The organism is Mesorhizobium sp. B2-3-11 (assembly GCF_006442215.1).
Classification (GTDB): Bacteria; Pseudomonadota; Alphaproteobacteria; order Rhizobiales; family Rhizobiaceae; genus Mesorhizobium; species Mesorhizobium salmacidum.
The window spans coordinates 177,728-203,638 of sequence record NZ_VFVS01000004.1 but is presented as its reverse complement, the minus strand read 5'-3'; the positions used below and the strand labels follow the sequence as shown (position 1 = coordinate 203,638).

Genomic DNA, 25,911 nt, shown 5'->3' with positions numbered 1-25,911 from the left:
AAGCCCGCGAACCTAGCGGCTCGCGGGCTTTGTTTTTTCAGATGCGGTCGATCAGCTCTTCAGCTTGGCATTGCAGAGGCTGTAGAAGCCGCCGCCCTTCTGGATCCACTTCAGGCCGCCAAGCGTGTTGGCGTCCTTGTTGGCGTAGTACTGTTCGAGGCAGGTGTGCATGCGGCCCTTGGCCGGGGTCTCGCTGGCGAATTTCGGCGAGATGGCGGTCGGGAAAGTCACGCCCTTTGGCGCCACAGCAGTCGGCTTTGCTGGTTCCTTGGTGTAGGTCGCCTCGCTCGGAGCCGGCACGGTATCATCGTCAGAGGCGCTGGCGCCGCATTCGCTCTTGCGGAAGTCGTTCCACTTCATGCCGTTCAGCGTGTTCGCCGTCTTGGCAGCCTGATATTTGGTGCTGCATTCGGCCATGCTCAGGCCCTTGCCAGCAGCGGCGGCCGGGGCGGTCGTGGTCGCAGCCTTGGTGGTCGCCGGCTTGGTGGTGTCAGCGGCGGCGGATGCGCCAGCGGCGCATTCGGTTTTGCGGAAGTCGTTCCACTTCATGCCGTTCAGCGTGCCGGCGGCCTTGGCCGCCTGGTACTTGGTGCTGCATTCCTTGGCGGTCAGGCCCTTGGCCGTGCTGTCGGCGGCAGCCTTGGTGGTCTTGGCCGGCTTGGTTTCGGCCGGCTTGGTTTCAGCAGCCTTGGTCGTGGCCGCCTTGGTGTCGGTGGTGGCCGCGGCGTCGGTGCCGCACTGTGCCTTGCGGAACTGGTTCCAGGTCGCCCCGGCAAGTGTCCCCGCGTCCTTGGCGGCGTTATACTTCGTGCTGCACTCGGCCATCGTCAGCGCGTTGGCTGGCGCGGCCAGGAACAACGTCGCGACCGCAAGGCCGGTCAGAGTAGCAATTCGGTGGATGAGCATAGCGTTTCTCCGTGGCTCCAGCCCATTATACGTCCCAGCGAATCAATAACGCTCAACGGTCGGTTGCGCCAGATGCCAAGTGGCGTATATATCGCCGAAAATCGCATTCTGACGACAAGGTGATGAAATCATTTGGCCTGACGGCCGCCGAAGCAAGAATTCTCGGGGTGCATCCGCACCGAATGGCTCGCAAAACTGGTATATTGTGAGGCAACCGCGTCTCCATGCTAAGCTGCCGCCATGTTGTGTGCAGTGCACAACAATGATTTTCTAAGGATTGGTAACATATAATCACACAATGTGATCGAGGCGCGGCGGCCAATTGTGGCATGACGTGCCGGCTAAGGACAATCGAGGGTACTGGCTAGCATGGCAGGGAATTACTTCGGCACGGATGGCATTCGCGGGCGCGCCAACAAGTTTCCGATGACCGCCGAAATCGCCATGCGGGTTGGCATGGCCGCCGGTCTTTCGTTCCAGCGCGGCAGCCATCGCCATCGTGTCGTGCTCGGCAAGGACACCAGGCTTTCCGGCTACATGATCGAGAACGCGATGGTGGCCGGCCTTTGCGCCGCCGGCATGGACGTGTTCCTGCTCGGCCCGATCCCGACGCCGGCGGTCGCGATGCTGGTGCGTTCGCTGCGTGCCGACATCGGCGTCATGATCTCGGCCTCGCACAATCCCTATTACGACAACGGCATCAAGCTGTTCGGGCCTGATGGCTACAAGCTCTCCGACGAGATCGAAGAACGCATCGAGAGCATGCTCGACAAGGATATCGAACTGGCGCTCGCCGATTCCGACGGGCTTGGCCGCGCCAAGCGTGTCGACGGCGTGCATGACCGCTACATCGAGTTCGCCAAGCGCACCTTGCCACGCTCGATGTCGCTTTCGGGCCTCAGGATCGTCGTCGACTGCGCCAATGGCGCGGCCTACAAGGTGGCGCCCGAGGCGCTGTGGGAACTTGGCGCCGAGGTCGTGGCGATCAATGTCGAACCCAACGGCTTCAACATCAACAGGGAATGCGGCTCGACCCATCCGGCCGGGCTGCAGAAGAAGGTGCATGAAGTGCGCGCCGACATCGGCATCGCGCTCGATGGCGATGCCGACCGCGTCGTCATCGTCGATGAGAACGGCGCCATCGTCGACGGCGACCAGATCATGGCGCTGATCGCCGAGTCATGGCACCAGAGCGGGCGGCTGGCCGGCGGCGGCGTCGTTTCGACGATCATGTCCAATCTCGGCCTCGAACGCTTTCTCGGCGACATGAAGCTGCAATTGCACCGCACCAAGGTCGGCGACCGCTATGTCGTGGAGCATATGCGCGCGCATGGGCTCAATGTCGGCGGCGAGCAGTCGGGCCACATCGTGCTGTCAGACTTTTCGACCACGGGCGACGGTCTGGTCTCGGCGCTGCAGGTGCTGGCCTGCATCAAGCGGCAGGGCCGCCCGGTCAGCGAACTGTCGAAGAAGTTCGAGCCGGTGCCGCAACTGTTGAAGAACGTTCGCATCGCCGGCGGCAAGCCGCTGGAGGAAGCCCCGGTCAAGGCCGCGATCGAAGACGCCCGCCACCGTCTCGGCAAGGCCGGGCGGCTGGTCATCCGTCCATCCGGCACCGAGCCGCTGATCCGTGTCATGGCCGAGGGCGACGATCCGCAGCTGGTCGAGGCCGTGGTCAACGACATCGTCGGGGTGATCTCGGAAACCCGTAGCGCCGCCTGATCGCCGCCCAGGGGAAGGCGTCGCGCGCCGCCTTGGTTGCATCGAAGCTCGCCCCTCCGGCGGGCTTTTTTGTTGGCCACAACTGGTCTCCTTCTGTCGAAATCATGGCCGAATCCCTGGAACTTTAGAGATTCGTGGTTAATCGACAGGGTTAAACGCCTTTTAACCTTTGCAATTCATTATCCACGCCTGAAAGCCAATCTCATTCGGACGCGATCGCCGTTCCGAGGTTTCTAGGGGTGACAAGCATGTTCAATACAGCAAGAAGGGCCCTGTTCGCGCTGCTGTTCGCGGGCTTGGCCTGGCCGGCGTTCGCAGCCGACCTGCCGGAGCCACAGGTCGAAGAGGCACCGCCACCGGTCTACGAGCAGCCGGTGGACGTCGGCGGCTGGTATATCCGCGGCGACATCGACTATCATAAGTCGAAGGTGGGCGACATCGACTACATCACCTATGGGGCCGCCCCTTGCCCCTGCGGACCTCCTGTCGGTGTCGCCGGCAGCAAGACTTTCGATTATGGCAAGCTCAAAGGCGGCTTCTCGCTCGGCGGCGGCGTCGGCTACAAGATCAACGAACACTTCCGTACCGACCTGACCGCCGACTACTGGTTCAAGTCGAATTTTAATGGCGGAACCTCGGATCTCACCTCGACCTCGACCGAAGTGTCGAAGATGAGCGCCTTGCTGCTGCTGGCCAATGCTTATGTGGATATCGGCACCTGGCACGGCATCACGCCCTATGTCGGCGCCGGCATCGGCGGTGCGCGGATCAAGTGGGATACCGTCCACGATCCGAACACCACCGAGACCAATCCTGGCGCGTCCAACTGGCGTTTCGCCTACGCGGTCATGGCCGGTGCTTCCTACTGCCTGACCGACAAGATCATCCTCGATGCTGGCTACCGCTTCTCCCATATCCAGGGCGGCCGCATGTTCGAATACGACACGAGCAGCGCCGGGCCTGGCTTCGACCATGGCTTCAACACCCACGAGGTGCGGGGTGGCCTGCGCTACCAGTTCGGCGGCAACAACGGTTGCGCCGCACCGGTGGTGGCTTACCAGCCCGAACCCGAGCCGATCTACACCAAGTAAGACTTGCACGACCCGATATATGCGAACCGCCCGGCCCAGCCGGGCGGTTTTCGTTTGGGTTGTCGCCACGGAAGTACTTCAGACGTCGCATCGAAATAGAACCAAGCGGCACACTTCAGATCTTTGCTTTCCTGCATGCCGGCTTCTCCAAAGTCAGGTCATTTTGGGCGACATGCATTAGCGAAATCAATTCGCTAACGCTCTGTTAGCCTTAACCGCGACTTAACCACTATGGTTAACAATGCTCCTTGAAACGATGGTGCGTCACCTATGCGACGCGCCGAATTCGGGAGCCGGGGACCATGATATCAATATCGCGTATGGGGCTGGCGCTTGCCGCATTCCTGTTGCCGCTGACGCCTGCAATAGCCGCCGACTACGATCCACCGATCTATGTCGACCAGGCACCCGACTATGTGCCGGTCGAGGTCGGCTCTGGCTGGTACCTGCGCGGCGACGTCGGCTATGCGTTCAGCCACCCATTCGATAACGAGGAGGTCTCGAGCGGGCCCCTGAACAGCTTTACGTCCGAGAGCAGCCTTTTTACAGGCAGCGTCGGCATGGGCTATCACGTCAACGACTATCTTCGGGTGGAACTGAATGGCGGGATTCTGCCGACCAATAAATTCGCCGATCATCAGAAACTTGCCACCACTTGCAAAGGCACGACGCTCGTAGATGACGGTTTCGGAACCATCAATTCCGCGCCCGCATCGCAGTTGTGCGACCAGATCGACAACGGCAGCAACAAAGCCTACAGCCTCATGGCCAATGGCTATGTCGATCTCGGCACTTATGTCGGGATCACTCCTTATGTCGGCGGCGGCATCGGCCTTGCGTATAACAAATATTACAAGAGCATCGGCGCCAAGGATTGTGTGGAAACACCGGTAAATTCCGCCGGAACGGGCGGGTTTTTCTGCAATGACCCCGCAGGGTATGATGGCCAAACCGATACGGCCGCCAAATTCAACTTCGCTTACTCGATCGGCGCCGGGCTGTCTTATCAGGTTACGAAGAACGTTTCCGTCGATCTTGGCTATGAGTATTTCTCGGTGCCGGACGGCAAATATGTCGCCTACGACAATGGCGCCTTCAACGTTCACAAGGGCATAGACTACCAGACGGTCAAGCTCGGTCTGCGCTACGACCTCTGGTAAGGCCTGGGAAAGGCCGGGACTTTGACGGCGGATCCCCGTGGTCCGCCGTTTGCGTTTGGATCCCGAAATCCTGATCGCAGACATTTCTTGTTTGATTACATGTCGCTGTCCGCCGCGCACTTTTGGGCGACATGCGTCTGGTATCCCGGCAGCGACAAAAACTTTCCTCTTGACGCCCGAGGCCTGAACGCATATCGCCGTCCGTGGGCCACCCCTCCCCAACGAGGGGCCACTATCTGGAAGGATAGACCACGATGACGACGCTTACGAAGCCCGGACTCCGTCCGGCAAATCCCAATTTTTCCTCAGGTCCCTGCGCAAAACGTCCCGGCTGGTCGGTCGAGGCGCTGAAATCCGCCGCGCTCGGCCGTTCCCACCGCGCCAAGATCGGCAAGACCAAGCTCGAGCAGTCAATCGCGTCGACGCGCGAGATTCTCAAGGTCCCGGCCGACTACCGCATCGGCATCGTGCCGGCCTCCGACACAGGTGCCGTCGAGATGGCGCTGTGGTCGCTGCTCGGCGAGCGCGGCGTCGACATGGTCGCCTGGGAAAGCTTCGGCTCCGGCTGGGTCACCGACGTGGTCAAACAGCTGAAACTCGCCGATGTCCGCAAGATCGAAGCCGGCTATGGCGCACTGCCGGATCTGACCAGGATCGATTTCGATCGCGATGTGGTCTTCACCTGGAACGGCACGACCTCGGGCGTCCGCGTGCCGGACGGCGGCTTCATTCCCGCCGATCGCAAGGGCCTGACCATCTGCGACGCTACTTCCGCGGCCTTCGCGCAAAGGCTCGATTTCGAGAAACTCGATGTCGTGACCTTCTCCTGGCAGAAGGTGCTGGGCGGCGAGGGGGCGCATGGCATGCTGATCCTGTCGCCACGTGCCGTCGCGCGGCTGGAGAGCTACAAGCCTTCATGGCCGTTGCCGAAAATATTCCGCCTGACCTCGGGCGGCAAACTGATCGAGGGCATCTTCAAGGGCGAAACCATCAACACGCCGTCGATGCTTTGCGTCGAGGACTATCTCGACGCGTTGAACTGGGCGAAGTCGATCGGCGGCCTCGATGCGCTGATTGCCAGGGCGGATGCCAATGCCGCCGTGCTCGACCGGTTCGTGGAAAGCTCATCCTGGCTCAGCCATCTCGCCGTCGCGCCGGCGACACGATCGAACACGTCGGTTTGTCTGTCTTTCAGCGACCCGGATGTCGCGGCGCTCGACGCTGATGGGCAAGCGGCGTTCGCCAAGGGGCTTGTCTCGATGCTCGACAAGGAAGGCGTCGCCTACGACATCGGTTCCTATCGCGATGCCCCGCCGGGATTGCGCATCTGGTGCGGCGCAACCGTCGAGGCCTCCGATCTCGAAGCGCTGATGCCCTGGCTCGATTGGGCTTTTGCCAGCCAGAAGGCGTCGCTGAAAGCGGCTGCCTGAAACTCTCCGTGGCGGCCCGAGGGCCGCCCATTCCCGGATCAATCCCATTTTCAAGGAGGCCGCCATGGCGCCCCGCGTTCTCGTCTCTGACAAACTCTCTCCCACGGCCGTGCAGATCTTCAAGGATCGCGGCGTCGAGGTCGACTATCTGCCCGATCTCGGCAAGGACAAGGAAAAGCTGCTCGAAGTGATCGGCCGCTATGACGGCCTCGCCATCCGCTCGGCGACCAAGGTCACCGAGAAGCTGATCAACGCCGCCACCAATCTCAAGGTCATCGGCCGTGCCGGCATCGGCGTCGACAATGTCGATATCCCTGCGGCAAGCCGCAAGGGTATCATCGTGATGAACACGCCCTTCGGCAATTCGATCACGACGGCCGAACACGCTGTGGCGATGATCTTCGCGCTCGCCCGCCAGATCCCGGAAGCCAACGCTTCGACCCATGCCGGCAAATGGGAGAAGAACCGCTTCATGGGCGTCGAGATCACCGGCAAGACGTTGGGCATCATCGGCTGCGGCAACATCGGTTCGATCGTCGCCACACGCGGCGTCGGGCTAAAGATGCATGTCATCGCCTTCGACCCCTTCCTGTCGGACAAGCGCGCCGAGGAGCTCGGCGTCGACAAGGTGGAACTGGACGAACTCTTCGCCCGCGCCGACTTCATCACCCTGCACACGCCGCTGACCGACAAGACCCGCAACATCATCGATGCGGCAGCCATCGCCAAGATGAAGAATGGCGTGCGCATCATCAACTGCGCCCGTGGCGGGCTGGTGGTCGAGGCCGACCTGGTCGCGGCGCTGAAGAGCGGCAAGGTGGCGGGCGCCGGCATCGACGTGTTCGAGGTCGAGCCAGCGGAGCAGAATGCGCTGTTCGGCATGGAGAACGTGGTGGCGACACCACACCTTGGCGCCTCGACGGCGGAAGCACAGGAGAATGTCGCGCTGCAGGTCGCCGAACAGATGGCCGATTATCTGATCAAGGGCGCGGTCTCCAACGCCATCAACATGCCCTCGATCACGGCGGAAGAGGCGCCGCGGCTGAAGCCGTTCGTCAAGCTCGCCGAAGTGCTCGGCGCCTTTGTCGGACAGGTCACCGAGGATCCGATCAGCGAGGTTGAGATATTGTTCGACGGCTCGACCGCGACGATGAACACCCGTGCGCTGATCAGTGCCGCCCTTGCCGGACTGATCCGGCCGCAGGTCGCCGACGTCAACATGGTCTCGGCGCCGATCATGGTGAAGGAGCGTGGCATCATCGTCGCCGAGGTCAAGCGCGACAAGTCGGGCGTCTTCGACGGCTATATCAAGCTCACCGTCAAGACCGAGCACAGGACCCGCTCGATCGCCGGCACCTGCTTCTCCGACGGCAAGCCGCGCTTCATTCAGATCAAGGGCATCAATCTCGACGCCGAGGTCGGCCAGCACATGCTCTATACGACCAATGCCGACGCACCAGGCATCATCGGGCTGCTCGGCACGGTGTGCGGCGAGAATGGCGTCAACATCGCCAACTTCCAGCTTGGGCGCAATCGACCCGGCGGCGACGCCATCGCGCTGCTCTATCTCGACGCGCCGTTCCCGGAAAAAGTGCTGGAGCAGGTGCGAGGCCACATGTCGATCGACTCGGCAAAGCGCCTCCAGTTCGACGTGGGCGGGATCTAGCTCTCCGCACCTCCCCAGGTGACAAGCACACGACGCCCCGTTTGCCGGCATGCATGCGGGGCGTTTCCATGACCGCCGGAACCGCCCGGCGAATGCGCCGTTGCCGACGGTGGCATGATTTGGAAGCCTCTAGTCAGCGGTTCAATGTTTGATGGAATCGCCGAACCGCTTCAACTCTTTACATGGCAATCCCTAGGGAAAGTGCTACGCGCGCTTCCTGGAATTGCTCTGGCCAGAAGCCATCTTGCGCCCGCTGTGTTCGGCGAGCCCGATGCCGCCCAGAACGAGAACCAATGCCAGCGCCTGATAGAGCTGAAAGGTCTCGCCAACGATCAGCACCGAAAGCAGCGTGCCGAAGATCGGCACCAGATTGATGAACAGGCCAGCGCGGTTGGCGCCGATGAGCTCGTTGCCCCTGATATATGTTATCTGCGAGATCACCGAAGCGCCGATCGCCGTGTAGACGATGACAGCCCAGCCGCGCGTATCGGGCACGATCACCTTGCCGGCGGCGGCTTCCCACAGGAAGAAGGGCAGCGAGGTGATGAGTGCGGCGAACGACATGGCCAGCATCAGGCTCTGCCAGCGCATCGCCGGCTTCAGCCGCAACCCGACCGAATAGCCGCTGTAGAGAACGACCGCGACCAGCATGATGGCGTCGCCGAAATTGAGTTCCAGCGTCAGCAGCCGGCGGGGATCGCCATGACAGGCCGTCAGGATGACGCCGAAGATGGTCAGCGCCACGCCGGCGATCTGCGCCCAGTTCACGCGCAGGCGGAAGAAAACGAAATTGGCTGTCATGATCAGGATCGGCATCGCCGCCTGTTCGATCGAGACATTGATCGCGGTGGTGTAATTCAGCGCGGTGTAGAAGATGGTGTTGAACAGGGTGAAGCCGCTGGCGCCCAGCGCCGCCAGCACGAACCAGTGCCTGCGCACGACATGCCAATCCTCCTGGATCGTGCGCCAGCCGATCGGCAGCAGGATCGCCACGGCCAGCATCCAGCGCAGGAAGACCAGCGTCATCGGCGAGACGTGGTCGACCGCCAGCTTGCCGGCCACCGAATTGCCGCCCCACAGCAAGGTGGTGAGCAGCAGGAATATGTAGGCGCTTCGATGCATCGCGGGCTTCCGGCCGCGGGATGGGCTGCGGTGTTTGCCGGCCTATTGCCCCCACCAGCCCAAGTAAATGATGTCAAAGCCGGAAATTGTTGTGCCTCAGGGCATTTTTGGCGGCAAAGAAAGGTCGCACTCGCGAGGTCTTGACGCTATAGAGGCCTGTCGTTTCGAACCATATCCAAGCCGCGCGGCGGCGCCTCAAGGGAAAAGAAACATGGCCAATGTGGTGGTCGTCGGCTCGCAGTGGGGCGACGAAGGCAAGGGCAAGATCGTTGACTGGCTGTCGGAGCGTGCCGATGTGGTGGTGCGTTTCCAGGGCGGCCACAATGCCGGTCATACGCTGGTCGTCGACGGTAAGGTCTACAAGCTGTCGCTGCTGCCTTCGGGCGTCGTGCGGGAAGGCAAGCTGTCCATCATCGGCAATGGCGTGGTCTTTGATCCGCATGCTTTCGTCGCCGAAGTGGAGAAGCTCAAGGCGCAGGGTGTGGAAGTGACGCCGGATCGCCTGAAAATAGCCGAAAACACGGCGCTTATCCTGTCCGTACACCGGGAACTGGACGGATTCCGCGAGGATGCCGCTTCGAATTCCGGAACGAAGATTGGCACGACCCGACGCGGTATCGGCCCCGCCTACGAGGACAAGGTGGGCCGGCGCGCGGTTCGGGTGATGGATCTGGCGGATTTGGAAACTTTGCCCCTGAAGGTCGACAGGCTGCTGACGCACCACAATGCGCTGCGTCGCGGGCTCGGCCACGCCGAAGTCACGCATGACGCGATCATGCAGGAATTGACCTCGGTCGCGAACAACATCCTGCCCTATATGGATCGCGTCTGGAAGGTGCTCGACGACAAGCGCCGCGCCGGCGAGCGCATCCTGTTCGAGGGCGCGCAAGGCACGCTGCTCGATATCGACCACGGCACCTATCCGTTCGTCACCTCGTCCAACACGGTCGCCGGCCAGGCCGCAGCCGGCGCCGGCGTCGGCCCGGGCGCCATCGGCTACGTGCTCGGCATCACCAAGGCCTACACGACGCGCGTCGGCGAAGGTCCGTTCCCGACCGAGCAGAAGAACGAGGTCGGCGAGTTCCTCGGCACGCGCGGCCATGAATTCGGTGTCGTTACCGGGCGCAAGCGCCGCTGCGGCTGGTTCGACGCGGTGCTGGTGCGCCAGGCGGTCGCCGTCAACGGCATCAAAGGTATCGCGCTGACCAAGCTCGACGTGCTCGACGGGCTGGACGAGATCAAGGTCTGTACCGGCTACAGGCTCGACGGCGAGACGATCGACTATCTGCCGGCAAGCCAGGGCGCGCAGGCCCGCGTCGAACCCATCTACGAGACGCTGGAAGGCTGGAAAGGCACCACCGCCGGCGCACGCAGCTGGAACGATCTTCCGGCCCAGGCCGTCAAATATGTCCGATATATAGAGGAGTTGATCGGCGCGCCGGTCGCGCTCCTCTCCACCAGCCCGGAACGGGACGACACGATACTTGTGACCGATCCGTTTCAAGACTAGTTTCTGAAGCCTTTCCGGGCATCGCGGCTGATTTGCGGGGGCCGGCGCGGAGGCAAAATACAGGTCGACTGACGCATGGCAGATTTCGTTGCTGTTCTGAAAAACGCGTTCGAGAAGCACGGCGACGAGACGCCCGAGAAGCGTAAGCGCATCTATAACAGCGTTCGCGCCATGCTGGCGAAAAAGCTTGCGGAATATTCGCCGCCGCTGGCTCCCGAGGCCATAGACAAACAGAAACGCTCGCTGGACGACGCCATTGCCGGCGTCGAGCGTGAGTACGTCAAAAGCGTTCCGGAGACGGATCCGCTCGCGGAACTGGAACACATCTTTTCTTCCATCGACCGTAACAAGAACCAGTCGAGCCACGTCAAGCAGCCAGTCAAGGCCGAACCGGTTCCCGCTTCCTCTCCGTATCGGCCCGCCCCTGCCGCGGCCAGCCCGGCGCCGTACAAACCGGCGCAGCCCGTGGCGAATCCCGAGCCCTACCGGCCTGCTCCAGCCGCCAAATCCGAGCCAGGCTGGCAAAGGCCGACGCCGGTGCAGCCCGTTCCGGACTTTTCGGAAAAGACCTTGCCGGGGATGGACGCGAATCGGGATGACGACCAGGACGATGTCTTTGCCGATGACGAAGCGTCGGCGGGCGCCGACACTTTCGAGCGTTCGCGCCCGGCTGAACGCAAGCGCAGCTATGGCGGGTTGATCGCCGCCGTCGTCGCATTGCTGGTCGTTGCCGGCGGCGGTTACGGCATCTGGCTGAACAAGGATGCCTTCGGCAAGATGCTGGGCATGGACGGCAGCAAGGTTGTTGCCAAGACCGAACCGGTGAAAACGACGCCGGCCAAGCCGGCAACCGATGCCGCGGCCGCGCCTCCGGCGCCCGCGACAGGCGCCGAAGGCACGAAATTCACGCAGCGGCTGACGCCTGAAGGCGGCGAAACCGATCCCGGCCCGGCGGGTGGGCAGAGCGGCATAGGCGAGGGCGAATCCGTCGCCGCGTTGACGACGCCGCCAACGGCAACGAATGCGCCGGCCACGGCAGCGCCGGCGGTTCCCGCGCCGGCTGCCAATACGCCGGCTGCCGGTACGCCCGCGGCGGGCGCGCCAGCCGCGACCACGCCCGCGGCGGGCACCCCGCCCGCGACACCACCCGCCAATGGAACCGCGCCCGCGGCCCCGGCCGATGCCGCCGCCACGCCGCCGCCCGCGCGGGCAGGCGCCACGCCGCCGGCACCGGCAGGCGCGACGCCGGCGGCACCGGCCGCGGCTGCTGCGCAGACCGCGGTTCCGGTCGGCCAGAAGGCGATCTTCTATGAGGAGCGCACCAGCACCGCGCAGGGTTCGGCCGAGCCCGGCAGCATCGTCTGGTCGCTGGTGCAGGAATCGCCCGGCGGCGACCTGCCGCCCGAGCCGGCGATCCGTGCCGAGGCGACCATTCCCGGCAAGGACATCCAGCTGCGCATGACAATCCGTCGCAACACCGACCAGACCCTGCCGGCCAGCCATATCATCGAGATGATCTTCCTGACGCCCGACGGCTTCGAGGGCGGCGGCGTCGACAACATATTGCGCGTCGCCATGAAGAGCTCCGAACAGGATGCCGGCAGCCCGCTGATCGGCATCCCGGCCAAGATCGCCGACGGCTTCTTCCTCGTCGCGCTCAACGATACCAAGGCCGACGAAGACGCCAACATGACCCTCTTGCGCGGCCAGGACTGGATCGACGTGCCGGTGGTCTACAAGACCGGACGGCGGGCATTGCTGACCATGGAAAAGGGCCTTCCCGGCGAGAAGGTGTTCGACGAGGCGATCAAGGCCTGGCAGGCCAAGACCGCGGGTTGAGAAGGCGGCGCAACGGTCGCCTTCGTTCAGAAACCCTGGAACAGCATGTCGAGTGCGGCGGCGATTTCGTCGTGATGCCGGGAAAGATTTCCTTCGACGTCCGGCAATTCGGAGGCCGACAAGGCTGAGATGAATTGTGTGACCATCACATGGTCTTTGCCGTCGATGGCGAAGGTCGGGTTTAGTCGGCGGCCCGGCACCGGAGCCATATTGGGCGGCATCAACGGAATGACGACTCTCGTGGTCAACCTATCAAGAAGGTCGGACTGAACATCGAGGAGATAACCGTTGCCGTCGATATTCCGATAAAGATCGTAACGTGCCATCAAAACAGCCGGTATTTGGCCAATGGCAGTCCGTTGCGCTCCACGTAGGCGTTGGAACTTTCAATCGCTTCCTTGTTCTCTTCTTGCCAACGGCGCGTTTTTTCCGCTGCAATTGCCTTGGCAATACCTGCTTCGGCAGCGCGGGAGATGTTGATGCCTAGCGCTTTGGCATCTTCGATCAGCTGGGCGTCAATGGACGTGTTGACCGACTTTCGCTGAGATTTCTGTGTCGATTGCAGCATGGAAATTGCCTTCCTTTATGCGCATAATATATGCGCGCCCAAGGCCGCATGCAATCTTCACCCTTCCATCTCTTCCCGCAGCATTTCAAGCTCCAGCCATTCTTCCTCGAGCGCCGCCAACGTGGCGCGCTCCTTATCGAGGGCGGCGATCGTCTTCTGGAACGAGGCCGGGTCGCGCTCGTAATAGGCCGGATCGGCGATGTTGTTTTCTAGCCGCGAGATCGATGCGGTCACCGCCTCGATCTTCTTGGGTAGGGACTCCAACGCGAACTTCTGCTTGAACGACAGTTTCTTCGCCGGCCCTTTCGGCGCCGCCGGCTCGCTCCTGCCCGACGTGGGCACATCGCCGGCTTCCGCCTTGGGACGCGCTTTTCGGTCGTCCAGCCTGGTGCCGCCGCGTTGCGCCAGCATGTCGGAATAGCCGCCGGCATATTCGACCCAGCGGCCGCCGCCGTCCGGCGCGATGATGCTGGTGACGGTACGGTCGAGGAAATCGCGGTCGTGGCTGACCAGGATGACGGTGCCGGCAAAACCGGCAACCAGTTCCTGCAGCAGTTCCAGTGTCTCCATGTCGAGATCGTTGGTCGGCTCATCGAGCACCAGAAGGTTCGCCGGCCGTGCCAGCACGCGCGCCAGGATCAGCCGCGCCCGCTCGCCACCGGAAAGCTCACGCACAGGGGTGCGGGCCTGTTCCGGCTTGAACAGGAAATCCTTCATGTAGGAGACGACATGGCGCTGCTCGCCATTGATGACGAGATTTTCGCCGCGCCCGTCGGTCAGATATTGCGCCAGCGTCTCCTGCGGATCGACCGCCTCGCGCTTCTGGTCAAGCGTGGCGATTTCCAGATTGGTGCCGAGCCGTACCGAACCGGCATCCGGCGCCAATTCGCCGGTCAGCATCTTCAGAAGTGTCGTCTTGCCGGCGCCGTTCGGCCCGACAAGACCGACGCGGTCGCCGCGCTGGATGCGGGTCGAGAACCCCTTGACCACGGTGAGATCACCAAAGCTCTTCTCGATGTTCTTGGCTTCGATCACCAGCTTGCCGGATTCGGCGGCGTCGCTTGCCACCATGGTCGCGGACCCTTCGGCGCCGCGATGGCCGCGAAAGCGCTGGCGCATGGTCTGCAGTTCGCCCAATCGGCGCATGTTGCGCTTGCGCCGCGCCGTCACGCCATAGCGCAGCCAGTGCTCCTCGCGCACGATCTGGCGGCCGAGCTTGTGCTGCTCGCGCTCTTCCTCTTCCAGCACCAGGTCGCGCCATTCCTCGAAATGGCCAAAGCCCTTGTCCAGCCTGCGGGTCTGGCCACGGTCGAGCCAGACGGTGGCGCGCGACACGCGTTCGAGGAAGCGGCGGTCATGCGAAATGACGATGAGCGCCGAGGAAGTCCGGACGAGCTCTTCTTCCAGCCATTCGATGACCGACAGATCAAGATGGTTAGTCGGCTCATCAAGAAGCAGAATGTCGGGCTCCGGCGCCATGACGCGGGCAAGGGCGGCGCGCCTGGCCTCGCCGCCGGACAGGTCTCCTGGCCGTTCCTCGCCCGACAGGCCGAGATGCTCCATCAGATAGCTGGCGCGGTAGGGATCGTCGGCTGGCCCGAGCCCCCCTTCGACATAGGCCCGCACATTGGCGAAGCCGTCCATGTCTGGCATTTGCGGCAGATAGCGCACTGTCGCGGAAGGCTGGCGGAACACCTCGCCGTCCTGCGGCTCGACCAGGCCGGCGGCGATTTTGAGCAGCGTCGACTTGCCGGACCCGTTGCGGCCGACCAGCGCGATCTTGTCGCCGGCCGAAGCGGTCAAGGCGGCGCCGTCGAGCAGCGGTGTGCCGCCAAAAGTCAGTTTTATCCCGTCGAGATTGAGAAGAGGCGGGGCCATGTCAGCTTTCAGGCAAAGGATAGGGATGGGCGAGCAGCAGGGCTCGGCCATGGCGAAGCGCGATATCGAGGCGGCCCTTGACCTCGTTGGAAACGGTCAACGATGAACCGAAAGCCACCTCGACCTTGTCGAGCGGCCATTTGGCGCCGGTGACGGTCAGGCCGGAGAGTTCGGAGAAGCCAAGGATCGAAAACAGCGTGCCGTCGGCATAATCGAAGCCGGCCCTGCCGAGCAGCAAGGGGACAGCCTCCTGGGCACCGCTGGTCAGAAGCACATCCGTTCCGGCTTCGGCCAACCGCAGACCAAGCGCCAGGTGCAGGAAGGCGTGGTCGGCGCGCTTGCCGCCGAAGGCGCCCGCCAGCACAAGGCGCGTCGCCCCGCGTTCAAGGGCTGCCGCGATCGCCAGTTCGCCGTCGGTCTTGTCCTTTTCCGCCGGGAAGGTTTGCCGCGGCACCGCGGCCAGGTGGGCGGGCAGATGGGGCGGCACGGAATCGAAATCGCCGACCCACAGTTCCGGAACAAGGGCCAGCATCCGCGCGTGGCCGATGCCGGCGTCGGCGGCGATGACGCGCGAGCCTTCGACCTGGCGGTCAAGCCGGGGCGTGCGGATGAGATCGCCGCCAAGCAGGATGGTGAATGTGCTCATATCCCGTCGCCCTTACCAGCCCGGCACGGGAAACGGAAGGCGGCAAACTCCCACTTGCGTGTCCCGTCGGCCGGGCTTATGTGTCGAGACGCTCTAACGGGGTGCCGGACGCGACTTTCGCGGGCCGGCTGAGAGGCAGTCTCGCCAACCCGCTGAACCTGATCCGGTTTGTACCGGCGGAGGGATTAGACGTTTCGGACAATCCGACGCCTCAATTCCTTTCAACGCAAACGAAGGAGGCGCCGATGCGCACGCTTTTATATTCCCTCATCGCGGCCACTGTAGTGACCCTGTCCGGACCAGCTTTGGCCAAGGACAAGCTCACCGTCTACACCTACGAGAGCTTCACCGCCGACTGGGGTCCAGGCCCGGTGGTGAAGAAGGAATTCGAGGCCGAATGTGGCTGCGATGTCGAATTCGTCTCGGTCGCCGATGGCGTGGCGCTGCTCAACCGCGTCAAGCTGGAAGGCGCTTCGACCAAGGCCGATATCGTGCTCGGCCTCGACACCAATCTCACCGCCGATGCCAAGGCGTCGGGCCTGTTCGCGCCGCACGGCGCGGTGAGCGATGTCAATGTGCCGGGCGGCTGGAGCGACGATACTTTCGTCCCCTTCGACTACGGATATTTCGCTGTCGTCTACGATACCGAAAAGCTGAAGACGCCGCCGAAAAGCCTGAGGGACCTGGTCGAGGGCAGTGCCAATGACAAGATCGTCATACAGGACCCGCGCACGTCGACGCCCGGTCTCGGCCTGCTGTTGTGGGTGAAGTCGGTCTATGGCGACAAGGCGCCGGAAGCCTGGGCCAAGCTCAAGGCCAAGGTGCTGACGGTGACGCCGGGCTGGAGCGAGGCCTATGGCCTGTTCACCAAGGGCGAGGCGCCGATGGTGCTGTCCTACACCACCTCGCCGGCCTACCACATGGTCGCCGAGAACACCGAGCGCTACCAGGCGGCATCCTTCGAAGAGGGCGAGTACCTGCAGATCGAAGTCGCCGGCATCACCACGACAGGCACCAAGAACCCGCTGGCGGCCAAGTTCATGGCTTTCATGACCGGGCCGAAATTCCAGGACGCCATACCGGAGACCAACTGGATGTTCCCAGCCGGCAAGACCGGCAAGCCGCTCAACCCTGCCTTCGACAAACTGGTCAAGCCGACCAAGACCTTGCTGTTCAGCCCGGAGGAAGTCGCGGCCAACCGCAAGGCCTGGGTGGACGAATGGCTGGCGGTGATGAGCAAGTAGATTTTGTGGGCGAGTCTCGTAAGATGACCGCCAAGGAACACAATGTTTCCCAAGTCGATCGTTGGTTCTCAGTGCAAACCCGCTCTGACCCCCGCATCACAGCCGGCATTGTCGCGCTTGCCGCAACCTCGCTGCTGATCGGCGGCGCTTTTGCCGGGCTGCTCGCCGAAGGCCCCTACGATTTTTCCGGCGCCTGGGCCGCCTTCGATCCTTACCTCTTCCGTGTCGTGCGCTTCACGCTCTGGCAGGCGGCCCTGTCGACGCTGCTCTCGGTCGGGCCTGCCCTGTTGGTGGCGCGGGCGCTGTCGCGGCATCCACGTTTCCCCGGCCGCGCCTTCATCCTGCAGCTCTTCGCCGTGCCGCTGGCTCTGCCGGCGATCGTCGCGGCGCTCGGCATACTGGCGCTCTACGGCCGAGCCGGTTATTTCGCCGGTCTGTCCAACTGGGTCGGCGGCCAGGGTTGGCCGGGCATCTACGGCCTCTCCGGCATTCTCGTTGCCCATGTCTTCTTCAACCTGCCATTGGCTACCCGCCTTCTCCTGGAGGCGCTGCAAACCATCCCCTCAGACCAGTGGCGGCTGGCGAGCCAGCTCGGCATGGGAGCGCGACCGGCGTTGCGGCTGATCGAATGGCCGACGCTGCGGGCCGCCTTGCCTGGTGCCGCCGGACTTGTCTTCATGCTCTGCATCACATCCTTCACCATCGTGCTGACGCTCGGCGGCGGACCGGCCGCGACGACGCTGGAGGTCGGCATCTATCAGGCATTGCGCTTCGATTTCGATCCCGCGCGGGCTGTCGCGCTGACATTGTTGCAGATCGCGCTGACCTTTGTCGTGGTGCTGGCGTTGGCCCGGCTTGGCGCCAACGTGGCCGGCGACGCCAACCTGTCGGTCGCGCCGCGCCGCTATCTCTTGGTCAACAGGACTGAGGCCGTGCTGAATGCCCTGCTCATCGGGCTGGCGCTGCTGTTCGTCGTGGGACCCATGGCGGCAACCGTGGCGGCCGGATTGGGCGCCGATCTCGGCCGGCTGGCCGGTGAGGCCACTGTCCGGCAAGCGACACTGACCAGTGCCGTGCTCGCGTTCCTGTCGGCGTTGCTTTCGGTGATGCTGTCGCTGGCTCTCACAATGGCGCGGAGGGCGCTGGCATTGAACCGCCGCTCCGGCTCAAGGACACTGCTCGAACATGCCACCGATACCGGCGCCGGGTTTGTGCTGGTGGTGCCGCCGATCGTCATCGGCGCCGGCTGGTTCCTTCTGTTGCGCCATCTCGGCGATGTCTTTGCTGTCGCCCCGCTCATGGTCGTCACCGTCAACGCCGTCATGGCGATGCCTTTCGCGCTGCGCGCCGTCCGTCCCGCCTATGATGCGGCAAGCGAGCGTCACGAGCGGCTCTGCGCGCAGCTCGGAATTTCCGGCTGGTCAAGGCTGTGGCTGGTCGACTGGCCGTCGCTTCGGCGGCCGCTCGCCACCGCCTTTGCCTTCGCCATGGCGCTGTCGCTTGGCGATCTCGGCGTGATCGCCCTGTTCGGCAGTGATTCCGTGCAGACCTTGCCCTACCTTCTCCTGGCGCGCATGGGCAGCTACCGCACGCAGGACGCCGCCGGCCTGGCGTTGTTGCTGGGCCTTGTCTGCCTGGCGCTGGTGCTGGCAGCGGACCGGCTGGGCAAGGGGATGGCCCGCGATGTCTGACGGGGCGGCTGACGGCAAAGGGGTTCCGGTGCGGCTGGACAAGGTCTCGTTCAGTTATGGCGAGGCGTTGTTCGCCTTCGATGTCGGATTCACCGCGACGCAGATCACCGCCATCATGGGGCCGAGCGGTTCGGGAAAGTCGACGCTGCTCAATCTGATGGCCGGGTTCGAGACGCCGAGATCCGGCCGCGTACTGATCGGCGGGGCCGACGTCGGTGCCGAGCCGCCGGCCATGCGGCCGGTGTCGATGGTATTCCAGGAAAACAATCTTTTCGCCCATCTTTCTGTCCAGCAAAATGTCGGGCTCGGCCGTTCGCCATCGTTACGGTTGACGGATACAGACCACGCCGATATCGCGGGCGCCCTTGCACGCACCGGCCTTGCCGGCAAGGAGAAGCGGCTGCCGCGCGAGCTTTCGGGCGGCGAGCGTCAGCGCGTCGCCCTGGCCCGCGTGCTGGTGCGTGACCGCCCGGTGCTGCTGCTCGACGAACCCTTCGCCTCGCTTGGGCCCGCCTTGCGCGATGACATGCTCGACCTGGTTGCCAGCCTCCATGCCGAGCGTGGCATGACTGTGCTGTTCGTCACGCACCAGCCGCAGGATGCCCGCCGCATCGCGCAGAAAGTGGTGTTTCTGGACAATGGCACCATCGCTGCCTCAGGCACCTCGGACGATTTCTTTGCAGGGGCTGGGCCGGAGGCGTTCCGGCGCTATATCGGTGCCGGTGCCGGGGATGCGTTATCACGAGATATTGCCCGGAAGCGGACATAATTTACGCTCAAACCGGCTTGAGGCGATGTGGCGCTTGCTTGCCATGACTGGAGTAGTGTGGCTAGGTCCGCTCGATACCGGTCCGGCACAGGCCGTGATTTGCCTACAGCATCTGCTGCCCGCCCCGAGGGGCGCGTGACGGACGCTGTAGCAGTTTGTTTTGCGCATGCCGTGGTCATGCGCAAGGACCTGAAAGGAAGCCATTCTGGCGATCAGCGCTGACAGGCTACGAATGAATCCGCTGGCGCGGTTCCTGGCGCTGGCTGGCTTTGCCGTGGCGCTGGCAAGCTGCCAGATGTTCACGCCTCCCGAGGTCCAGGAATCCGGCTTCCAGCCATCCGACAAGCCCATCACAGTGGACAATGTCGCCGCCAACAACAAGCTTGCCGAACTCGCCAAGGCGCAGCATCCGCGCATCCTTGCAACGTATGGCGGCGAATATTCCGATCCCAAGCTCGAGCGCATGGTCGCCAAGGTGGTCGGCAATTTGACCGTGGTATCGGCCAACCCGACCCAGACCTATCGCATCACCATCCTCAATTCGCCCAACGTCAACGCCTTCGCGCTGCCGGGCGGATATCTCTACATCACGCGCGGCCTCTTGGCGCTGGCCAATGATTCGTCCGAGCTCGCCGCCGTCATCGCGCATGAAATGGGCCACGTCACCGCCAATCACGGCCTGCAGCGCCAGCAGCTGGAGGCCGAGGAAGGCCTGGCGACCAAGGTCGTTTCCGATGTGCTCGGCGACAGCCCGACCGCCAAGGCAGCACTGATCCGCGGCAAGCTCAGGCTGGCGCAGTTCTCGCGCAATCAGGAACTGGAGGCGGACGCCATCGGCATCAAGTCGATCGGCGAAGCCGGCTACGATCCCTATGCCGCCGGCCGCTTCCTGCAGTCGATGTCGGCCTACACCGATTTCCGTTCGATCAGCGGTGCCACGGACGCCAGCCTCGACTTTCTGGCCACCCACCCCAACACGCCGCAACGCATCGATCTGGCACAGCGCCACGCCCGCCAGTTCGGCGCGCCCGGTTTCGGCACACGCGACCGCGATTCCTTCCTCGCCGGCATAGACGGCCTGCTTTATGGCGACACGCCGGAAGAAGGCTATGTGCGCGGCGAAACCTTCCTGCATCCGGGCCTTGGCGTGTCATTCACGGTACCGGACGGTTTCATCATCGACAATTCGGCGGCAGCGGTGACGGCGACCGGTCCGGGCGACATAGCGATCCGCTTCGACGGCGTTTCGATCGACAAGAACCGCGCCTTGACCGACTATATCAGAAGCGGCTGGGTGGCTGGCCTCGACGACAGCACCGTCAAGCAGGAAACCATCAACGGCAATGAGGCGGCGACCGCGCACGCAGGCGCCGAAGGCTGGCAGTTCGATATCGCGGTGATCCGGGCCGGAGGCCAGGTCTACCGGTTGCTGACCGCGGCTCCCTCGGCCAGCAGCTCGCTGGAGACGGTGGCTCGCTCGGTCAGCGGCTCCTTCCGCATTCTCAGTCCCGCCGAAAAGGCGGCACTGAAGCCACTGCATATTCGTGTGCTCACCGTACAGCCGGGACAGACCATGGGTTCGCTTGCTGCCCAGATGGTGGGGGTCGACCGCAAGCTCGACCTGTTCCGCGTGCTCAACGCGCTGTCGCCGGGGGCCGCGGTTTCGGCCGGCGACAAGGTCAAGATCGTCACCGACAAGTAAGCGCCCGTTGCGGGAATCAGGCGGCAGTCGCCATGAATTCGGGGTTCTGCTTCACCAGCGCGACCTTGAGCTTTTCCATGGCGCGGGCCTCGATCTGGCGCACGCGTTCCTTGGAGATGCCGAGCGTTTCGCCGAGAGCCTCAAGCGTGGCGCCCTCGTCGGTAAGCCGGCGTTCCTCGATGATGCGGAGTTCGCGAGCGTTGAGAGCTTGAAGCGCCTCCCTCAGCCAGAGCGAGCGGCGCGCGACGTCGATCTTGTCGCCGACAATCTCGTCGGGCAAGGGATCGTCCGAGACCAGGAAGTCCATCCGCTCGGTCGCACCCGCATCGTCGGCAAGCGGCACGTTGAGCGAGGAGTCGGGCGCCGACAGGCGTGAATCCATCAACTCCACATCAGCTTCGGAAACGCCGAGCGCAACCGACACCTCGCGGTAAAGAGTTGTGTTGGAGAGCGGTTCGGCGCCGTTCGCGAGACGGGCACGCAAGCGCCTGAGATTGAAGAACAGGGCCTTTTGCGCCGAACTGGTGCCGCCGCGCACGATCGACCAGTTGCGCAGGATGTAGTCCTGCATCGAAGCGCGAATCCACCACGTCGCGTAGGTCGAAAACCGCACCTCGCGCTCCGGCTCGAAGCGGGCGGCGGCCTCGAGAAGACCGACATGGCCTTCCTGGATCAGGTCGCCGAGCGGCAGGCCGTAATGACGGAATTTCGAGGCCATCGAAATGACCAGACGCATATGGGCAACGGTGATGCTGTGCAACGCATTCTGGTCGTTGTCCTCTTTCCAAAGCAGTGCCAGCCGATGCTCCTCGTCGCGTTCGAGGTAAGGCGCCCTCATTGCCGCGCGGACCATGACCCGACCTGCCGTGTCTTCCATCATAAGGCGCTCCTTGGCTCAGGCGTGCGAATGACAAACTGGCAGGAACCGGCTTGAAATGACGGCGTCGTGCCCTAGAACAGCCAAAACTGCCGTGCGCGGGAAAGGTTCCGCTGGCGCAGGCAGGCGAGCGATGACGTCCGGGCAATTTCGGCACGGCTGCCCGGAATCCCGATGCTGCAACGAAATTCTTTTTGGAGTATTTGATTTCTGGAATTAGCCTTCTTTGAAATTTCGTTCCTTATTTTTCCGACCTGCATCTGTCATTTTCCAGCCCTCACAACATGCCTGATATCAGGCCAAGGACGGGATCACAGAAAAATGAAATGGCTGAAGTCGCTCATCATCGCCGGAACGCTGCAGGCCCTGACGGTCGCATCGGGGCATGCCGGCGCCAATCTCGACCAGATCAAGCAGGCCGGCGTCATCAAGGTCGGTACGGAAGGCACTTACGCTCCGTTCACCTATCATGATGCATCCGGAGCGCTCGTCGGATTCGACGTCGAAATCGCCAAGGCGATCGCCGACAAGCTCGGCGTCAAGGCGCAGTTCCTCGAGGGCAAGTGGGACGGTCTGATCGCCGGCCTCGACGTCAACCGCTATGATGCCGTCATCAACGAAGTCGGCATCACCGATGCCCGCAAGGCCAAGTATGATTTCTCCGATCCCTACATCGCCTCCAAGGCGGTGCTGATCGTGCGCGGCGACAATACCGACATCAAGACTTTCGCCGATCTCAAGGGCAAGAAGTCGGCGCAGTCGCTAACCTCCAATTTCGGCAAACTGGCCGAGTCGAATGGCGCCGAACTGGTCGGCACGGATGGCTTCGACCAGTCGATCCAGCTGCTTTTGACCGGCCGTGCCGACGCCACCATCAACGACAGCCTGTCGTTCCTCGACTTCAAGAAGCACAAGCCCGACGCCAATGTGAAGATCGCCGCCCAGGAAGAGAATGCCGATTACTCCGGCGTCATCGTGCGCAAGGGCGATCCGGAACTGGTGGCGGCCATCAACAAGGCCCTGGCCGACATCAAGGCCGACGGCACCTACCAGAAGATCGCCGACACCTATTTCGGCCAGGACGTCTCGAAGTAATTCATAAGGCGGGGCGGATTGTCGCCCCGCAGCCCATCCAGCGGCGAGCCGTCTTTGACGGCTCGCCGCTTTTGTCGTGATATGGCTGACGCATTCGCGCTTCGATGACGCTGCCCGTCCCTTCCGGAGGATATTTCGTGCCGCACTGGCTGCAACTGATGCTGGATTCGCTGCCCTCGCTGCTGTGGGCAGCGTTGATCTTCACCGTGCCGCTGACGCTGCTGTCCTTCGTGCTCGGCCTGACGGTGGGATTGGGCGCAGCGCTCGGCCGGCTGTTCGGGCCGAAGCCGCTGGTGGCGCTCGTGCGCTTCTATGTCTGGATCTTCCGCGGCACGCCGCTCCTGGTGCAGCTGTTTCTGATCTTCTACGGCCTGCCGTCGGTCGGCATCCTGCTCGACGCCTTTACCGCGGCGCTGATCGGCTTCACGCTCAATATCGGCGCCTACACGTCGGAAATCATCCGCGCGGCAATCGGCTCGGTGCCGAAAGGCCAGTGGGAGGCCGCCTATTCGATCGGCATGACCTGGAGCCAGGCGATGCGGCGCACCATCCTGCCGCAAGCCGGCCGGGTGGCGGTGCCGCCGCTCTCCAACACCTTCATCTCGCTGGTCAAGGACACGTCGCTGGCCGCCGCCATCACCGTGCCGGAGATGTTCCAGGCGGCGCAGCGCATTGTCGCCACCACGTATGAGCCGCTCATCCTCTATGTCGAGGCGGCGATCCTCTATCTGGCGATGAGTTCGGTGCTTTCGGCCTTGCAGACACGGCTGGAGGAGCGGCTCAACCGCTACGGCGGCTTCCTGGAGGCACGCTCATGATCGGCCTCACCAACATCGAAAAGCGTTTCGGCGACAATCTCGTGCTGAAGGGGGTGACGGTTGCCATCGCCGAAGGCAGCGTCACCGCGCTGGTCGGGCCTTCGGGCGGGGGAAAAAGCACGCTGCTGCGCTGCATCAACCTCCTGGAGATCCCAACATCGGGCACGGTGCGGATCGGCGACGAGACGCTCGAGTTCCGTCCCGGCGGGAAGGTGTCGGCGGCGGACATAAGGCGTCTGCGCCTGCAGACCGGCATGGTGTTCCAGAATTTCCAGCTGTTTCCGCACCGTACCGCCATCGAAAATGTCATGGAGGGGCTGGTCACGGTGCTGAAATGGCCGGAGGCGCGCGCCCGCGAGCGGGCGCTCGCGCTGCTGGAAAAGGTCGGCATGGCGCACAAGGCGGATGCCTGGCCGGCGACGCTGTCGGGTGGCCAGCAGCAGCGCGTGGCGATCGCCCGGGCGCTGGCGCCGTCGCCGAAGGTGCTGCTGTGCGACGAACCGACTTCGGCACTCGACCCGGAACTGGCGCAGGAGGTGGTCGATGTGCTGAGTCAGCTCGCCAGCGAGGGAACGACCATGGTGATAGCGACGCATGATTTGCGCCTCGCCTCCAAGATCGCCCAGGAAGCGGTGTTCCTCGACGCCGGCGTCATCGTCGAGCAGGGGCCATCCGCCACGCTGTTCGGCAATCCGGAGCGCGAAAGGACCAAGCGGTTCATCGCCACGCTGAAGCAGGAGGCGGCGGAGAAGAAGGCCGGCGCATAGGCGCGGCAGTCTCCGGCAATCCCAAAGACAAAAAACCCGGCGCGAGGCCGGGTTTTCGTTAACTCGAAGGCGAAAAGCTCAGGCGGCTTCTTCCTGCTCGGCTTCCTCATTGTCGGCCTTGGCGCCACGCTTGGGGCCTTTGTTGAGGTTGACTTCGATCAGGCGCACGGCTTCGGTTTCCGACATGCGGTTGACGGCCGCGATCTCGCGAGCCATGCGGTCGAGCGCCGCCTCGTAGAGCTGGCGTTCGGAATAGGACTGCTCCGGCTGGTTGTCGGCACGGTAGAGGTCGCGCACGACTTCCGAGATCGAGATCAGGTCGCCTGAATTGATCTTGGCATCATATTCCTGGGCACGGCGCGACCACATGGTGCGCTTGACGCGGGCGCGACCCTGCACGACCTTCAGCGCGCGCTCGACATAATCCTCTTCCGACAGCTTGCGCATGCCGATCGAGGTCGCCTTGGCGACCGGCACCTTCAGGCGCATCTTATCCTTCTGGAAGTCGATGACGAACAGTTCCAGCTTGTGGCCGGCCACTTCCTGCTCATCGATCGAGACGATCTGCCCGACGCCATGCGCCGGATAGACGATGTACTCGCCGGTCTTGAAACCGTGACGCGCGGCAGTGGACTTCTTCTGCGGGGTGATCGTTGCCATTACGCCCTGAACTCCTTGTTGTGGGCCGGCGGCGGTGCCGGCTGAACTCGCGTGATCGGGGTCACCGACCATTAGCCGCACAACAGATGAACCCACCGGAAAGGCCGGGACCGGCAACCCGCACGAACTGCGGCCGCCTGGCCCAGATCGCTCTGGTCCGGAATGGGATTTTCACCTTTCAGTGATTTGGGGCGTCTGCGCCATAAATCGACGTTGTGTCACCGGCATGTTTTGTTGATGTAACACAAAAAGTCGGAAGAATCAAGGTTTTGCTGCGTAAGCGAAGGCCACAACCAATCGCCGCCTGTCAAGGCGGTTAATCCGACGTGCCTGTTACGCTGCGTCATACGAGCCTTTACAGCGGCGTTGTCAATCGCCTTCGCCCGGCTCGGCGGAGAAGTATTTCTCGAACTTGCCGGCCTCTCCGTCGAAGGTCTTGGCGTCGGCCGGCGGCTCCTTCTTGGCGGTGATGTTGGGCCATTTCTCGGCGTATTCGGTGTTGATCTGCAGCCATTTGTCGAGGCCGGACTCGGTGTCGGGCTTGATCGCGTCGGCCGGGCATTCCGGCTCGCAGACGCCGCAGTCGATGCACTCGTCGGGATGGATGACGAGCATGTTCTCGCCCTCGTAGAAACAGTCGACCGGACAGACCTCGATGCAGTCCATATATTTGCATTTGATGCAGTTGTCGGTCACGACATAGGTCATCGGTCGGCTCCGGGATGTCCCGTTTTTGTTGGCTTTTTTGTG

At 63.1% G+C, this 25,911-nt stretch carries 24 protein-coding genes and 1 riboswitch; of the genes, 14 read left to right on the top strand and 10 right to left on the bottom strand.

Annotated features, from left to right (window positions below):
* Positions 1 to 51: 51 nt before the first annotated feature.
* Positions 52 to 906: a hypothetical protein gene (locus FJ960_RS08270; protein WP_140713054.1), complete on the bottom strand. Its 855-nt coding sequence runs from the start codon at positions 904 to 906 to the stop codon at positions 52 to 54.
* A 369-nt stretch (positions 907 to 1,275) separates the two neighbouring features.
* On the opposite strand from FJ960_RS08270, the gene glmM reads away from it, so the two are divergent.
* From glmM to serA, 5 genes are all read left to right on the top strand, one after another.
* On the top strand, positions 1,276 to 2,628 hold the full coding sequence (gene glmM / locus FJ960_RS08265) for a phosphoglucosamine mutase (RefSeq protein WP_027141808.1): 1,353 nt from the start codon (positions 1,276 to 1,278) through the stop codon (positions 2,626 to 2,628).
* Between the two features lie 248 nt (positions 2,629 to 2,876).
* A complete protein-coding gene (locus FJ960_RS08260; RefSeq protein WP_140713052.1) occupies positions 2,877 to 3,719 on the top strand; it encodes an outer membrane protein in 843 nt (280 codons plus the stop codon).
* A 302-nt stretch (positions 3,720 to 4,021) separates the two neighbouring features.
* The gene (locus FJ960_RS08255; RefSeq protein WP_140713050.1) at positions 4,022 to 4,879 is read left to right on the top strand and encodes an outer membrane beta-barrel protein; all 858 of its coding nucleotides are present in this window, start codon (positions 4,022 to 4,024) and stop codon (positions 4,877 to 4,879) included.
* A 254-nt stretch (positions 4,880 to 5,133) separates the two neighbouring features.
* Entirely contained in the window at positions 5,134 to 6,309 is a 1,176-nt protein-coding gene (locus FJ960_RS08250) for a phosphoserine transaminase (protein ID WP_140713048.1), read from the top strand.
* A 64-nt stretch (positions 6,310 to 6,373) separates the two neighbouring features.
* Positions 6,374 to 7,975 (top strand): phosphoglycerate dehydrogenase, encoded by a 1,602-nt coding sequence (serA, locus tag FJ960_RS08245; protein ID WP_027141812.1) that lies wholly within the window; start codon positions 6,374 to 6,376, stop codon positions 7,973 to 7,975.
* Between the two features lie 204 nt (positions 7,976 to 8,179).
* On the opposite strand, the gene FJ960_RS08240 is transcribed toward serA, so the two are convergent.
* The gene (locus tag FJ960_RS08240; RefSeq protein WP_027141813.1) at positions 8,180 to 9,097 is read right to left on the bottom strand and encodes a DMT family transporter; all 918 of its coding nucleotides are present in this window, start codon (positions 9,095 to 9,097) and stop codon (positions 8,180 to 8,182) included.
* Between the two features lie 211 nt (positions 9,098 to 9,308).
* On the opposite strand from FJ960_RS08240, the gene FJ960_RS08235 reads away from it, so the two are divergent.
* Together FJ960_RS08235 and FJ960_RS08230 are read left to right on the top strand one after the other, a co-directional pair.
* On the top strand, positions 9,309 to 10,607 hold the full coding sequence (locus tag FJ960_RS08235) for an adenylosuccinate synthase (protein WP_140713046.1): 1,299 nt from the start codon (positions 9,309 to 9,311) through the stop codon (positions 10,605 to 10,607).
* 75 nt (positions 10,608 to 10,682) lie between these two features.
* Positions 10,683 to 12,446: a hypothetical protein gene (locus tag FJ960_RS08230; RefSeq protein WP_140713045.1), complete on the top strand. Its 1,764-nt coding sequence runs from the start codon at positions 10,683 to 10,685 to the stop codon at positions 12,444 to 12,446.
* A 26-nt stretch (positions 12,447 to 12,472) separates the two neighbouring features.
* Here FJ960_RS08230 and FJ960_RS08225 read toward each other — a convergent pair whose 3' ends face one another.
* The 4 genes from FJ960_RS08225 to FJ960_RS08210 are packed head-to-tail and all read right to left on the bottom strand — an operon-like array spanning position 12,473 to position 15,538.
* Positions 12,473 to 12,772 carry a CcdB family protein gene (locus FJ960_RS08225; protein ID WP_140508989.1) on the bottom strand — a complete coding sequence of 100 codons (300 nt, stop codon included), beginning with the start codon at positions 12,770 to 12,772 and terminating at the stop codon, positions 12,473 to 12,475.
* Positions 12,772 to 13,014, bottom strand: coding sequence for a type II toxin-antitoxin system CcdA family antitoxin (locus tag FJ960_RS08220; RefSeq protein ID WP_181166098.1), 243 nt, complete (start codon positions 13,012 to 13,014; stop codon positions 12,772 to 12,774). The genes FJ960_RS08225 and FJ960_RS08220 overlap by 1 nt, the downstream gene beginning before the upstream one ends.
* A gap of 57 nt (positions 13,015 to 13,071) precedes the next feature.
* Positions 13,072 to 14,892 carry an ABC-F family ATP-binding cassette domain-containing protein gene (locus FJ960_RS08215; protein WP_140713043.1) on the bottom strand — a complete coding sequence of 607 codons (1,821 nt, stop codon included), beginning with the start codon at positions 14,890 to 14,892 and terminating at the stop codon, positions 13,072 to 13,074.
* Position 14,893: 1 nt separating this feature from the next.
* A complete protein-coding gene (locus FJ960_RS08210) occupies positions 14,894 to 15,538 on the bottom strand; it encodes a thiamine diphosphokinase (RefSeq protein ID WP_140713041.1) in 645 nt (214 codons plus the stop codon).
* A gap of 87 nt (positions 15,539 to 15,625) precedes the next feature.
* Positions 15,626 to 15,740, top strand: a riboswitch (TPP riboswitch).
* A 43-nt stretch (positions 15,741 to 15,783) separates the two neighbouring features.
* Between FJ960_RS08210 and thiB the strand changes: the two genes are divergently transcribed.
* The 4 genes from thiB (at position 15,784) to FJ960_RS08190 (ending at position 20,944) form a co-directional block, all read left to right on the top strand.
* On the top strand, positions 15,784 to 16,782 hold the full coding sequence (thiB, locus tag FJ960_RS08205; RefSeq protein WP_140713039.1) for a thiamine ABC transporter substrate binding subunit: 999 nt from the start codon (positions 15,784 to 15,786) through the stop codon (positions 16,780 to 16,782).
* A 23-nt stretch (positions 16,783 to 16,805) separates the two neighbouring features.
* Complete coding sequence (thiP, locus tag FJ960_RS08200) at positions 16,806 to 18,473, top strand: thiamine/thiamine pyrophosphate ABC transporter permease (RefSeq protein WP_140713037.1); 1,668 nt, start codon at positions 16,806 to 16,808, stop codon at positions 18,471 to 18,473.
* Positions 18,466 to 19,242, top strand: coding sequence for a thiamine ABC transporter ATP-binding protein (thiQ, locus tag FJ960_RS08195; RefSeq protein WP_140713035.1), 777 nt, complete (start codon positions 18,466 to 18,468; stop codon positions 19,240 to 19,242). The genes thiP and thiQ overlap by 8 nt, the downstream gene beginning before the upstream one ends.
* Before the next feature lie 232 nt (positions 19,243 to 19,474).
* Complete coding sequence (locus tag FJ960_RS08190) at positions 19,475 to 20,944, top strand: M48 family metalloprotease (RefSeq protein WP_140713033.1); 1,470 nt, start codon at positions 19,475 to 19,477, stop codon at positions 20,942 to 20,944.
* Between the two features lie 16 nt (positions 20,945 to 20,960).
* On the opposite strand, the gene FJ960_RS08185 is transcribed toward FJ960_RS08190, so the two are convergent.
* Complete coding sequence (locus FJ960_RS08185; RefSeq protein ID WP_027141824.1) at positions 20,961 to 21,824, bottom strand: RNA polymerase factor sigma-32; 864 nt, start codon at positions 21,822 to 21,824, stop codon at positions 20,961 to 20,963.
* A gap of 71 nt (positions 21,825 to 21,895) precedes the next feature.
* Positions 21,896 to 22,081: a hypothetical protein gene (locus FJ960_RS29435; protein WP_181174179.1), complete on the bottom strand. Its 186-nt coding sequence runs from the start codon at positions 22,079 to 22,081 to the stop codon at positions 21,896 to 21,898.
* 61 nt (positions 22,082 to 22,142) lie between these two features.
* Here FJ960_RS29435 and FJ960_RS08180 point away from each other — a divergent pair, with 61 nt between their 5' ends.
* From FJ960_RS08180 to FJ960_RS08170, 3 genes are all read left to right on the top strand, one after another.
* Complete coding sequence (locus tag FJ960_RS08180) at positions 22,143 to 22,916, top strand: amino acid ABC transporter substrate-binding protein (RefSeq protein ID WP_140509004.1); 774 nt, start codon at positions 22,143 to 22,145, stop codon at positions 22,914 to 22,916.
* A gap of 137 nt (positions 22,917 to 23,053) precedes the next feature.
* Entirely contained in the window at positions 23,054 to 23,734 is a 681-nt protein-coding gene (locus tag FJ960_RS08175) for an amino acid ABC transporter permease (protein WP_027141826.1), read from the top strand.
* Complete coding sequence (locus FJ960_RS08170) at positions 23,731 to 24,501, top strand: amino acid ABC transporter ATP-binding protein (protein WP_140509006.1); 771 nt, start codon at positions 23,731 to 23,733, stop codon at positions 24,499 to 24,501. Before FJ960_RS08175 ends, FJ960_RS08170 begins: the two co-directional genes overlap by 4 nt.
* A gap of 78 nt (positions 24,502 to 24,579) precedes the next feature.
* Here FJ960_RS08170 and FJ960_RS08165 read toward each other — a convergent pair whose 3' ends face one another.
* Both FJ960_RS08165 and fdxA read right to left on the bottom strand, forming a co-directional pair.
* A complete protein-coding gene (locus tag FJ960_RS08165) occupies positions 24,580 to 25,161 on the bottom strand; it encodes a CarD family transcriptional regulator (protein WP_006327799.1) in 582 nt (193 codons plus the stop codon).
* Between the two features lie 369 nt (positions 25,162 to 25,530).
* The gene (gene fdxA, locus FJ960_RS08160) at positions 25,531 to 25,869 is read right to left on the bottom strand and encodes a ferredoxin FdxA (RefSeq protein WP_013892564.1); all 339 of its coding nucleotides are present in this window, start codon (positions 25,867 to 25,869) and stop codon (positions 25,531 to 25,533) included.
* Positions 25,870 to 25,911: the final 42 nt, after the last annotated feature.